This window comes from Undibacterium sp. YM2 (assembly GCF_009937975.1).
Taxonomy (GTDB): domain Bacteria; phylum Pseudomonadota; class Gammaproteobacteria; order Burkholderiales; family Burkholderiaceae_D; genus Undibacterium.
Window position 1 is genome coordinate 1,455,736 of the sequence record NZ_AP018441.1, and the last position, 12,690, is coordinate 1,468,425.

General features: G+C 51.8%; 11 protein-coding genes. 4 read left to right on the forward strand and 7 right to left on the reverse strand.

Annotated features, from left to right (window positions below; genetic code table 11):
• Window positions 1-105: 105 nt before the first annotated feature.
• Window positions 106-2,997, forward strand: a complete 2,892-nt coding sequence (locus UNDYM_RS06490; protein ID WP_162040319.1) for a pitrilysin family protein — start codon at window positions 106-108, stop codon at window positions 2,995-2,997.
• A gap of 84 nt (window positions 2,998-3,081) precedes the next feature.
• Here UNDYM_RS06490 and UNDYM_RS06495 read toward each other — a convergent pair whose 3' ends face one another.
• Entirely contained in the window at window positions 3,082-4,131 is a 1,050-nt protein-coding gene (locus tag UNDYM_RS06495) for a cyclopropane-fatty-acyl-phospholipid synthase family protein (protein ID WP_232063768.1), read from the reverse strand.
• A gap of 299 nt (window positions 4,132-4,430) precedes the next feature.
• On the opposite strand from UNDYM_RS06495, the gene UNDYM_RS06500 reads away from it, so the two are divergent.
• The 3 genes from UNDYM_RS06500 to UNDYM_RS06510 all read left to right on the forward strand — a co-directional run bounded on the left by UNDYM_RS06500 (window position 4,431) and on the right by UNDYM_RS06510 (window position 7,235).
• The gene (locus tag UNDYM_RS06500) at window positions 4,431-5,537 is read left to right on the forward strand and encodes an HD-GYP domain-containing protein (RefSeq protein WP_162040320.1); all 1,107 of its coding nucleotides are present in this window, start codon (window positions 4,431-4,433) and stop codon (window positions 5,535-5,537) included.
• A gap of 21 nt (window positions 5,538-5,558) precedes the next feature.
• Window positions 5,559-6,101, forward strand: coding sequence for a GNAT family N-acetyltransferase (locus UNDYM_RS06505; RefSeq protein ID WP_162040321.1), 543 nt, complete (start codon window positions 5,559-5,561; stop codon window positions 6,099-6,101).
• Window positions 6,102-6,257: 156 nt separating this feature from the next.
• Window positions 6,258-7,235, forward strand: coding sequence for a GGDEF domain-containing protein (locus UNDYM_RS06510; RefSeq protein WP_162040322.1), 978 nt, complete (start codon window positions 6,258-6,260; stop codon window positions 7,233-7,235).
• A gap of 8 nt (window positions 7,236-7,243) precedes the next feature.
• Here UNDYM_RS06510 and UNDYM_RS06515 read toward each other — a convergent pair whose 3' ends face one another.
• The 6 genes from UNDYM_RS06515 to UNDYM_RS06540 form a co-directional block, all read right to left on the reverse strand.
• Entirely contained in the window at window positions 7,244-7,864 is a 621-nt protein-coding gene (locus UNDYM_RS06515; protein WP_197740985.1) for a hypothetical protein, read from the reverse strand.
• Window positions 7,865-7,925: 61 nt separating this feature from the next.
• Window positions 7,926-9,179 (reverse strand): hypothetical protein, encoded by a 1,254-nt coding sequence (locus UNDYM_RS06520; protein ID WP_162040323.1) that lies wholly within the window; start codon window positions 9,177-9,179, stop codon window positions 7,926-7,928.
• 2 nt (window positions 9,180-9,181) lie between these two features.
• Window positions 9,182-9,922 carry an outer membrane lipoprotein-sorting protein gene (locus UNDYM_RS06525; protein WP_162040324.1) on the reverse strand — a complete coding sequence of 247 codons (741 nt, stop codon included), beginning with the start codon at window positions 9,920-9,922 and terminating at the stop codon, window positions 9,182-9,184.
• A 15-nt stretch (window positions 9,923-9,937) separates the two neighbouring features.
• A complete protein-coding gene (locus tag UNDYM_RS06530) occupies window positions 9,938-11,155 on the reverse strand; it encodes an FtsX-like permease family protein (protein WP_162040325.1) in 1,218 nt (405 codons plus the stop codon).
• Entirely contained in the window at window positions 11,152-11,829 is a 678-nt protein-coding gene (locus UNDYM_RS06535; protein ID WP_162040326.1) for an ABC transporter ATP-binding protein, read from the reverse strand. The genes UNDYM_RS06530 and UNDYM_RS06535 overlap by 4 nt, the downstream gene beginning before the upstream one ends.
• Entirely contained in the window at window positions 11,826-12,473 is a 648-nt protein-coding gene (locus UNDYM_RS06540) for a hypothetical protein (RefSeq protein WP_162040327.1), read from the reverse strand. The genes UNDYM_RS06535 and UNDYM_RS06540 overlap by 4 nt, the downstream gene beginning before the upstream one ends.
• Window positions 12,474-12,690 lie beyond the last annotated feature (217 nt).

A 12,690-nucleotide genomic window follows, 5' to 3' on the forward strand; every position in this document is an offset into this window, starting at 1 on the left:
GTCATATTGCTGCTTTTTGAGCTATCTTCAGGTGTTTTCAAAAGATAGTTTCGTAAAATCTGATCCAGGCTCCCTCAAAATAATATGACTATAGGTGGTGCAACCATGAAAATCTTTGTACGCAGCACGCTGGCTTTGGCGCTGGCCTCTGCTTTTCTTCCGGCTCTTTCTGCCCATGCGCAGGATAAAGCCGCAGCAACTCCGGCGACTACTGGCAAGGCCAGCAAGCCCGCGCAAAAAGCGGCTGACCTGCTGCCATTTCACGCAACAGAAAAACTCTTGCCCAATGGCCTGAAAATCATCATCGTGCCGACTGGCTTGCCTAACATCATCTCGCTGCACATTCCGGTGCAGACTGGTTCACGCAATGAGATAGAAGAGGGTAAATCCGGTTTTGCCCATTTCTTTGAGCACATGATGTTCCGTGGTACCAAGGAAATCCCGGCAGACAAGTACAAAGACATATTGACGGCCACTGGCGCACGGCAAAACGCGTATACCAGCGACGACCTGACCAACTATCACACGACCTTCTCCAAAGAAGACCTGGAAACCATGCTGAGGATAGAAGCAGACCGTTTCGAGAACCTGTCCTATAGCGAAGCAGACTTCAAGACAGAATCGCGCGCAGTACTGGGTGAGTACAATAAAAATAGCGCCAACCCCATCAGCAAGCTGTTTGAAGTCATGCGCGATGCGGCTTACCAGAAACATACCTACAAACACACCACCATGGGCTTTCTCAAGGATATTGAGGACATGCCCAATCAATATGCCTATTCCAAAGTGTTTTTTGATCGCTGGTATCGTCCTGAGCGTACCACCGTCATCATCGCCGGTGATGTAGAGCCGCAGAAAGCCATCGCCCTGGTCGAGAAGTACTGGGGTAAATGGCAGCGTGGCAAGGTGCAGCCAGCTGTTCCGGCAGAACCAGCAGCGACAGGTGCGATTTACAAGCATGTGCCATGGCCCAGCCCTACCTTGCCGTACGTGACAGTGGCTTTCCATGCACCGGCTTTTTCTGAAGTGAACAAGGAACATGCTGCCCTGCGTCTGCTGCTGAACCTGTCATTCGGTTCTACCTCTGCCCTGAACAAGCGCTTGCAGCAAGACGAGCAAAAGGTCGATCAGTTGTTTGACTTTACGCCTGACAATGTTGACCCTGGCCTGGCGACCATAGGTGCACGCGTCAAGAAGCCGGAAGACGTGGTGTATGTGCGCGATGCCATCCTCAAAACCGTTGCCGGTATCACCGCCAAACCATTGTCTGACAAAGAACTGGCCGACGCCAAGTCTGCACTTAAATACGGTGTGATACGCTCGCTGGACAATACCGAGCAGATCGCCTCTACCCTGGTGCGCTTTGTCCATTACAAACGTTCTTACGCGACCATGAATCAGTTCTATCAGCTCATAGACAGTCTGACGCCAGCAGACTTGCAGGCTGCGGCGAAGAAATACCTGAGCGATGACAGCATGATCGTCACCACGCTGTCAAATACCCCCTTGCCTGCCGAGGTCAGCCAGTTGCCCAAGCTGGCCAGCTTTGCTGACAAGAGCACTGGCAGCAAGCTCGATATGCTGGTACAAAAATCAGCCTTGCCACAGATACGCTTCAAGCTGGTGTTCAATGCCGGTGCCGCCAATGACCCAGCAGGCAAGGAAGGTTTGGCAGCCCTGACTGCAGCCATGGTCGATGCAGCAGGCTCCAGAGAGCGCAAGATTGATGAAATCAAGAAGGCCTTGTTCCCGCTGGCAGCCAGCTTCAATGGCCTGACCGACAAGGAAATGACGACCTTCAGCGGTTCCGTCCACAAAGACAAATGGGATGATCTGATCAATATCGCCTTGCCGCAATTGCTGGAACCCGGCTTCCGCGAAGAAGATTTCCGCCGTCTCAAGGATGCGCAAAAGAATGCCCTGACGCTGGATTTGAAAGACAACAACGAAGAAGAGCTTGCCAAAGAACGCCTGCAAACCAATGTGTTTGCAGCGTCACCCTATGCCCACCCTGTATTGGGTACGATCAAGGGCATAGATGCGATTACGCTGGATGATGTCAAACAGTTCTGGAAACAGGCTTATACCAAAGGTGCGCTGAAGGTTGGTATTTCTGGCGATGTGACAGATGCGATGCAGGCTTCCTTGCAGCAAGCCCTGGCGAAATTACCAGAGGGTGCAGGCATTGCGCGCATTGCCGCACCTGTGGGCAAGGTCAGCAAGGGACTGGAGGTAGAGATCATAGAAAAGAATACGCGGGCAACCGCTATCTCTTTGGGGCAGCCTATCACGGTGACGCGTGCGCATCCTGATTTTGCCGCCTTGTGGCTGGCCAAGACCTGGCTGGGCGAACACCGCGCCAGTTCATCCCATTTGTACCAGCGCATACGCGAAGTACGCGGCATGAATTACGGCGACTATGCGTATATCGAAGCCTTCCCTGGTGGTATGTTCCAGTTCTTCCCGACCGCCAACAGGGCGCGTCAGTCACAACTGTTTGAAATTTGGATACGCCCGGTTGCGCCGGAAAATGCCCAGATGGCGATACGGGTTGCACTGACCGAGTTCGACAGAATGGTCAACAAGGGACTGAGCAAGGAAGAGTTCGAGATCACCCGTGCCTACCTGATGAAGAATGTCTTCATGATGACGGCCACCCAGGACCAGCAGCTAGGCTATGCCATGGATTCCCAATGGCACCATACGCCTGAATTCACGAAGATGATGCGTGATAACCTGAGCAAGCTGAGCCTGGCAGATGTCAATGCGGCCATCAAGAAGCATTTGTCGGCAGACAACCTGTCCGTCGTCATCATCGCCAAAGATGCTGCCGACCTGAAGGCAAAACTGGTGGCGGATGCTGAATCACCGATCAAATACAATTCCGACAAACCCAAGGAATTGCTGGATGAAGATCAGGTCATAGGCAAGCGCAAGCTCAACATCAAGGCTGAGGCTGTCAGCATCACACCTGCAAGCAAGGTGTTTGCTGATTAAGCCAGTCAGATAGCCAGATAGTTAAAAAGCCCTGCAATCCTAGAAGATTGCAGGGCTTTTTTAATCTGCGGATATTTCTAAAAATTATGCAGCTTTTTGTACGATCAAACCTATCGACGTCACTACATATTTTTCTATCTGCAGACGCAGATGTGTATCCTGTATGTAGGGAGCCATATCGACATGGCCATCTGCATAGCCATCGCCTTCATCCCAGTCCATCTCTATCTGGTGACCTTGTGATTGCAGGGTAGTGATGATTTCTTCGATATCGCGCTTGCGGAACAAGACGGTAGCGCCAGTATCGACGGTATCATCATTGGAAGACATATTGAATTCTGTCGTGTGCACTGCGATGCCACCGGGCTTTAAACAATGCATGGCATTGTAGACAAATTGCTTGCCATGTTCGATGGAACCCAGATGTTCAAAGGCGCAGGATGACCACAGAAAATCGAATTTGCCATGCAGCTCTTCGCTGATATTGTTCATGTCGGCAAATTTGAATTCGACCAGCCTGCGTAATTCTTTTTCATCGCAGAGATTACGCTGGTTGATGGCTTCAAAACCATTTGCGTGCTGCGTGGAGTCAACCCAGCCCTTGGCTTGTGCTTCTTCAGTGAACAAATCCGTGGCGATGATGCTGGCACCATGTGCTGCGAAGATAGCAGTCAAGGGTTCTGTGCCGACAGCAAATCCCAGGCCAAGCTGCCCTTCTTGCAGCATGCCGCGCTCTTTCAAAGCCTGGGTGATGAAAGCCCACTCCCAGATTTTTCTGTGCATGTGACCTGGCCTGTCACCCATGCGTGCAGTCCAATATTGAAAAACCTCGGTGCGCATCATCTGTTCTGTACACATGGATGATTTCAGCGGCTCTGTTCGGGCAGGTGGTGGGGACTGCAGATAGTCGTGAACTGGCTTGAAACCATCTTGCCATGCACGCACAGTGATGAGCGGGTCTTCAACTTCAACGGGCATTGGTGGCGTGGGTTCAAGCTGAACGACGGCAGGGGCCGGTACGACTACCGGAGCTATGAATTGCTGCCGGATTTTTGCGGCCAGGCTGGATTGGCGAAATTCCGTAGGGAGCACTCGCCACACCGGCAAAACCAATTTCAAGATACTGGATTTCATGAGGTAAATCTTAGCTTTAATTGAATAAACTGCACTTATGCTGTTTCCAGCCAAGTAGAGAGCTTGCTGCCATGCTTCCTATAATAGCAATTGATTTGCCAGTCTGACTATTAAATTTTTCAATTGACACAGTCATCACTAATTGTCTGAAGATAATTACGCCCAACATCATTCAATATCTTTATGTGTTGTGGAAATTATGTCTGTCATCCAAAATAGTCTTACAGTTCGTTCATGGATGCTGCTTTGGACTATAATTTTCAGTAATATTGACGTACGACAATCAGGAAAACCTTAAGATGAACACAGCCACAAGCGTTGATAGTTTCACTTGTCCTGAGTTTCTGGCCATGGAGCGCAGCATCATCGATGACTTTGTCGATTGCACGCGTGAAGCTTGTGAAGAGGCAGAGGCCTGCGTCAAAGAGCTCAATAATCAGGGCGGTGCGGCCTATGTACACCGCCTGTTCCGCGCCATGCATTCACTCAAGGGCAATTGCCAGATGGTTGGCCTGATTCCCTTTGTCGAGTTATTGCACAGGCTGGAAGAAATCGTCGCCAGGGTCAGGGCAGAGCAGGACCCTTATTTTCGCGAGCTGGGTGAATTCTTGCTGCTGGCCATTGATGAAGTCGAGGATTTGCTCAATGACCTGATCGCCCATGGGCGCACCAGCGACGTCAGGCGCCAGAAGCTATATGAACTTTGTGCCGCCTTGCAAAAAACCGTCGTTGGTGGCTTTCAGGCCCAGCAATTCAAGGAGGCGATTGCTACACTGGATGGCAAAGCCGCCAATAAGGAAAATGTTGTCAGGGCACCGAAGGTGTTGCTGGAATTATCAGACGACATGGCGATGATGCAAAAAATTGCCCAGCAGATTGATAATCTCAGCATCTATAGAAAAAATCGTAGCGAACAGTCTGCTCAATTGACGGAAGCTCTGAATGAGGCCCTGGGCTTGCCAGTCAATGCGCAGCAATTAAAGGCTGCGTCCTTGATGCATGATGTAGGCATGGCCTTTATCCCGCACAGTATCTTTAATAAGGAAGCGGGTTTATCCAGGGAAGAATTGAAGATACTGCAGGAGCATGTGGTGACGGCCAGCCAGATTCTTTTGCGCTTTGGCGGCTGGGATGAAGCTGCGCGTATAGTACTGGATCATCATGAACGCTACGACGGCTCAGGTTACCCGAATGGTTTGAAGGCTGAACAGATACATTCTGGCGCCCGCATACTGGCGATAGTCGATACTTTCTGTTCAGTCACCAATGAACGTTCTGACCGCAGCTACAAACGCAGCTTGCTGAGTGCGATTTCCGAGATCAATGCCAATATTGAAAGCCAGTTTGATCCCGCCATGGTAGAGATGTTCAATGACGTGGTACGCAAGCTGATCGCCAGGCAATAATTCTTTAAGCTTGCAGACAGTATGCAGATAAGTAAAGTACCTGAAATTTCACACAAGGATGTCCGCTTACGCAGCATACGCCGCAGTGATGCAGCAGCCTGGTATGACTATCTCAAAAATCCGGATGTGATCAGACATACCAGCTGGAACCTTAGTGCGGCAGCAGATCTGTTACCGCAGTTCGAAGCATATGAAAGCGCTGCACCTGATACCCCTATTCGTCTTGCCATCGTCAGCAGGGAAGAAGACAGGTTGATAGGTACGGTCGGTTTTCATACCATTTCCGGCATCAACCGTAGTGCGGAACTTGCCTATGACCTGGCACCTGAATACTGGGGCAAGGGTGTCATGCAAGCTGCTGCAATGGCACTGTGTCAATGGGGCTTTCAGCAGGCTGGCTATAAGCGCATCCAGGCGACTGTGCTGGAAACCAATTTCCATTCCATGCAACTGCTGGAGCGCATGGGTTTTGAACGAGAAGGCCATCTGCGGGCTTTTCGGATGGTGCGCGGCACACCGGGCAATTTCTGGATGTATTCACGTTTGCATCCTGATATTGCCTGATCTTGCCAGCGGATAAACAAATCTTTACGACGACATAACAAGACTGTTTTTTTCATGCAAAGCATGTCGCATAGTGTTGGACATAAGCTTGTCGCTTGAGTTAGGCTGGCATTGAACAGATCCCTGCCTTGCAGGGGCAATAGCCGGGAAAACAGCATGTTGTTAAAACGCTCAAAAGAAGAAGTAGTCTTGCTCATGCTTTGTGGCCTGAGCATACCGAGCATCCTTCCTTTTGGCATAGTGCGCCTGTTCCAGGGTAATTTTTTGATGGCAACAGTTGATCTGTTGATCGTGCTGGGTATGTTGTGCATCATCGTTTTTGTCTGGCGTACCAGGCGCGTGCGCCTGGCCGGGCTTGCTGTCACTGTGTTTTATTCCATGGGCATGCTGGCGGCTGTGTATGTCAAGGGCGTGCCTATCGCTTACTGGGTTTATCCCACCATGATCGCTGCCTTTTTCATACTCAGGGCAAAAGAAGCCCTGATGATCAACAGCATTTCATTGATCGTGCTGATCGTGATTTTGCACAAAGCCATGCAGTTGCTGGACCTGTCCAGCCTGGTCGTCACCCTGGTGTTGATCAATCTGTTTTCCTATATTTTTTCTGACCGCACCAGCCTCCAGCATTTTGAACTGAACCAGCAGGCAGAAAAAGACTTTTTAACCGGTGCTGGCAACCGCCGTGCGTTTGACAAGCAGTTACAGACCATCTGCGCCAAGGATGAAGTACATACCGATGTTTGCATCCTGATCCTTGATCTTGACCACTTCAAGCGCATCAATGACCAGTTTGGACACATGGTGGGTGACCAGGTTCTTATACAGTTTTGCGCACTGCTGCGCTCGCGCATACGCACGGCAGACTGTTTCTTCCGCTATGGCGGCGAAGAATTTGTCGTCATTGCGATGGGGGCAGACGATATTGCCGCTGCCAGGTTTGCCGAGGAATTGCGCACCCTGGTAGAAAAGGCGCAATTGCTGCGTGATTATCCCGTAACCGTCTCCATAGGTGTGGCAAAGAAAATTGCCGGAGAAGATGGTCAGGCATGGTTCCAGCGTGCTGACGCCAAGCTTTATGAAGCCAAACTGGCCGGGCGCAATGCAGTGCGGGTGGCTGGCAATGACAGCGTTTGAACTACAACTCAAGCCTGCTGGTCTGGCTGATCGGCGGAAGCAGTAACGTCATTGGCGACGACGATCTGTTTTTCCAGCTCACTGTCAGGACGATAGCTCCAGGCTGGCATGAACAACAATACAAACAGCGAAGCCAGTGCCGTAATGACACTGATCCAGATGACAAACTGGTTGGCTGCAATACGTTCAGGATAGATATGGATGACAGCACCCAGGCCTATGGCATTCGCGGCTGCCACCAGTACTGCACAGGCATAATCCTGAAAACGCCTGGCCTTGTTGGCACTTTTGGCCCAGCGTGGATCAGTGTTGTAGCTGGGCAGATGCAGATGGGCATCTTCCAGCCTTTCCAGCGTGGCCAGGAAATGGCGCAAATTGGTGATCGAGCGTTCTGCCTTGTAATTCAAAAATGTCAGGCAAATCGATGCGACAGGGAAGCCCATGACCAACCACTCTACCGGCAGCTTGCTGCTGGGCTCACCCGGTTTCAGGGCCACCAGCGCTGCCAGCAGGCTGACCACCAGGGTCACATACAAGGCCAGTGCCTGATGTCTTTGTGCTATGCGGGTATTAACTTCCTGGTTGGCGGCGATGAAACGGTAGTTGGCATCAACATGGGATTTTGACATGGACAGCTTTCAGCGATGTGGAGCAAGCCGATATTATCGCTGAAACTGCCCGTCATCACACTCAAAATGCCCAGGTAGCAGAAACGTAGGCTGTTTTGCTATCTGGCAGTTGAGCGATTATTGCCTTGCGGGGGCCGCCATACATACGCAAACCACCATTGATGCTGATGCGGTCACCCTGCCAGCCCAATGCAGCGGTGATGATGCGGCCATGGTCCTCTGGCGTCCACAATATATCCAGCGAGGGTTGCCAGTCATTTTTTTGCCAGCTCCAGCGTGCAAACACGTTCTTGCGCCGGATATTGCCAGAAGCTGACAGCGCCTGATTTTGCCAGGCCAGGTTATAGCCAATTATCTGCTGCATTTGCGGCAAATAATTGACGCTGCCCTGCAAAGTCAGGTTGCGCCTGTTCCAGTCTTGCCATTCGCGGTCTGACAAGGCCGTACCATCCCACCAGGCTTCGAGGAAAAAACTATGCTGTGACTCTGTTGTGTAATTTGCCCCGAGCATAGCTTGCACGACATTGTTTTGTGTACTGTTTTGCCAGGGACTGGTGCGCTGCAGCAGGGCAGGGTCTGTATTCATGCGCAAGCCTGTATTTCTTTGCATGAAGCGTACAGAGCCATGTATCTCCATTTCATCAGTCGCTACCCAGGACGCGGCAGTACCAAGACTGCCGCCACTCTTTTGGCCATAACGCCCAAAGCCATGCAAATCCACGCCGCCAGCACGGTGATAAACCCGCGCTGCCAGAGCCTGTTCATCTGCAATATCGGTCGTTGCAGCATGGCCGGGATTGACCCACACCAAAGTTGCTGAAGTATTCGCAGTGAAATAATCAAGACTGGCCAAAGGCTTGCCTATGACGGTGGTGCTGATCAGCGAACGGCGCTTTTCCTGAGCCACCACATCATTCGGGCGAAAGCCATAGCCCACATCCCAGGCAATGGTTTTTTTGCCAGCACTGAACTGCCATGCACCATCGCCAAGACTGCCATACAGTTCATTGAGCCATGCCGTGGCCTGGGTGCGCCCGCCATCATTGATCTGTCCCTGCACGGTCGCAACAGCATTAATGACTTTGCCACTGGCGCGCAATTCAGTTTCCACCACGCCCAGTTGCGTATTCTTGCTCAACAAGCCCGGCACCAGTTGATTGGCAATTGCAAGGGGACTAACGCTGTTACTGGAATAGCTGTTATCCAGGCCACGTACCTGGCCGCTGAAGTCAGTATCCCCGGCCATCACACAGGCCGGTGCGCACAGCAGGGCGGCCAGCACACTGCCCAGTGTTTGGGTTTTGAGATCAGGCATGACTACTCCAGACTGGGATTCTTGGCCAGGAACATGGGGTTCAACCATTGTTCAGGCACGGTTTTTTGCTTGCGGCCCAGATAGCGCACCCGGGTTTCTTTGTGGCTGCTCAGTTGATCTAGCAAAAACATTTCTGTCACGGCTGTTGGTGCCTGTGGCTTGTCAAAGACAAAACGGGCCTGTTTCGCGAGCTTTTCGGATTGCACGTAGAGATCAGCCTTGATCGGTTCGTGCTTGCTCTTGCCCAGCCATACCTCTATGCGCTGATAGGCGACTGATTTGCGTACTGCATTCAGACTCAGGTGTACACAGGCTTTGTCATCGCATTTTTCTTCGCCTATGATCTTGCCGGTGTAATCCTGGGCCCAGCTCATGGTGGCGACGTCGCCTATGGATGCATCGCCGAGTAATTTTTGCATGGGTGTGATGCGCAGCGGGCGCTGGCTGCCAGGCAAGAGCATCCAGAAATCATCACCCAGCATCAAGACCTTTTGCCCTTTTTCTGCCGGGCTTTTCATGAGCACCAGAGATTGATGATTGACTTGTGAAAACACCAGGTAGTTTCTTTCTTTTTCCTTGCTGCCATCTTTGGCAAAAGTGGTGATCTCTGTTTCTACCTGCATGTTCTCGCTACCTACCCTGAACTGATCGGCAGCTTTGAGGATGTCGCCAACCTCATCTGCCCTGGCCAGACCTGTTGTTGCTGCGAGCAATAAAGCGATAGTGTGTATGGCTGTTTTCATTTTTATTCTCCAGTCTTAATTATGAGCGAGTGCATCGACGATAGGCTGACGCAGGGTTTTACGGGCGATGAAGGCTGACGACAGCATCGACAAGGCAATCATCATGAACACGGTGATGGCATACATGGCAGCATCTATCGTGATCAGTAAGGGGTAACCGCTGGAGCGCCCTGGTGGTGGTGGCATTTCAACCGGGAACACCATGAGCAGCAATGCAACGGAAATCGCCAGCAGGGCACCGGCGATGGCACCTGTGCCGCCTAGTATCATTCCTTCAAATGAAAAACTGCGTATCAGTTGCCCCGGCAAGGTACCCATGGCACGCAGTGTGCCAACTTCACGGGTGCGTTCTATGATGGCCATGGCCATGGCATTGGCAACCACGAACACCACGATGACGCTGATGATGGCACCCAGAGCACCAAAGATGCGGTTATACAAATCACGTACAGATTTATAAAAGAAGGCTTGTTCCAGCCAGTTTTGCACCGTCAGTTCAGGAAAGACTTTCGCCAGTCTGGCTTGGGCAGGCAGGGTCGCATCCATGGAGTTAAGGAATACACCAAGGCTGGAAATACGCTGGGTATTCAAGAGCTTTTGTGCAGTCTTGATGTTTGAATACACGAGGCGTTTATCCAGGTCAGGCACACCCGTAGATACCAGGCCCTTGACGGTGACATCAACCGCATTCAGCGCACCATCAGTCGTGCTGGCCATCAGCGTCAGGTTGCTGCCGGGTTTGGCTTTCAGGCTGCGTGCCAGTGCATCACCCAGGACGATTTCTGCCTCTGCTGATTCGGTTTGCAGGAGTTCGCCTTCTTTCAATGTCAGGGTAGGGCCTTTGACCGAGAATTCAGCATCCGGGTCTATACCTACCGCCATCATGATCGTGGATTTGTCGCCATTGCTGATCAGGCCGCTATATTCTATGCGTGGCAAGACATAACGCACTGCCGGATCAGTCAAGAGCTTGCTTTGCAGGGACGCTGCGTTGTCCAGACCATATTGCAGGGGCACATCCTGGTCACTGGTGAAATGCTGGGGTTTGCCTATGGTCAGGTGGCCGGTGCTGCGTGCGGATATCTGCGCCAGACCTTCGTAAGTCGAATAGGCAAAGCCACCAGCCAGCAATATCGCTGCTGTACCTAGCGCAGCGATGACCACGGTAATAGCAGAACGGCGGCGGTTGCGCAGGGTATTGTAAAAGGCAAATTTGAGCCAGCTGAGTTTCATTGCAATCTCCCATCCAGCAGCGACACGATGCGGTCGCTGCGGCTAGTCAGGCGGTTATCATGGCTGGCGATGATGAAGGCCACGCCTTCGGCATGGCCGCGTTCACGCATCAGGTCCAGTACCTGGTCGGCGGTGTGTGAATCCAGGCTGGCCGTGGGTTCATCTGCAATTACCAGGCTTGGGCGCTTGATGAGGGCGCGGGCAATCGCCACCCTTTGGCGCTGGCCGCCAGACAAGGCATCCGGCAAATGCTGGGCGTGTTCATGCAGGCCAACGGCTTTCAGTTGTGCGGCCACCCGTTCACGTCGTTCTGCGACAGGTACACCAGTCAGGAATAGCGGGTAATCGACATTCTCAGCCACCGTCATGACAGGCACCAAATTAAAACTCTGGAAAATAAAACCTATGGTGTCTCGTCTTTGCAGGGTCTTTTGTGTTTCATTGTATTCATTGATGTTGACACCGTTAAGCAAGATGTCGCCAGCATCCGCATGGTCTATCAGGCCGCACAGGTTCAGTATCGTGCTCTTGCCACTGCCGGACGGGCCGGTCAGTGCCAGCAGTTCACCACGCTGCAATGTCAGGTCTATGCCTTGCAAAGCCTTGACGACATGAGCGCCGAGTTGATAAGTTTTATGAACTGCATGCAGTTCTATGGCAGGTGCAAGGCTCATGATGGAATACCTTTCAACATGGCCTTGGCAGCTTCTGCCTGTGGTGCATTCTGTTTGATGACTTCATTCAGGTAGCGTTTTGCATCCTCTGGGCGCTTTTGCTCATTGGCCAGACTGGCAGCGCGCATCAATACAGAACCGCGAAAACCGGGTTCGGCCTTGTCGAACTGCTTGTGTTCCAATACTTCGTTGAGGAGTTTGGCACCGCGTGCTCCACGGTTCATGAAGGCTGGCACAGCCAGGAAAGTGCTGGCGGCGACATATTTGACTTCCAGTATCACAGGCGTGCTGCCATGTCCCTGGGCGTTTTCATTGGCGGCAGCCAGTTGCAGGGCTTTTTCCAGCATGGCCATGCCATCTTCTGCATACGACATTTTCTTCCAGGGAAACATGGTGGTAGTGGCGAGCTTGCCAGTGCTGGCACCGGCGTAGGCCATGATCAAGGGACTGGCAGGGTCTTGCTTGAGCAATTCGTTGAAGGCATTGGCTGCAGCTTCTTCGCTACCCTTGGCAGACTGGGTAAATTGCTGGAAAGCTGTTTGAAACTGAGGCTCGGAAAACGCCATGGCCTGGCTGCTGGCAAAGAGAACCAGGCTGCCTGCCAACAGAATTTTTTTGCCAATGTTGAAATAAGTCGTGTGCATGTGTATCTCCTGTTTGTCTGATGTGATTCGTGTTTGCGACAGGAGGCAGATTAAAAGGGGCGTGCCTTACTCACAATGCTGATGCGACAGACCGGAGAAGTGGGCCGTGAACGGTAGTAAAAATGGCGCGAAATGAAAGGCTGTTGCGCGTATATCCAGGCTTGTCTGGAAATGCTGACAAGACAGGAAAAATTTCCTGAATCGTGCAATACTGGAA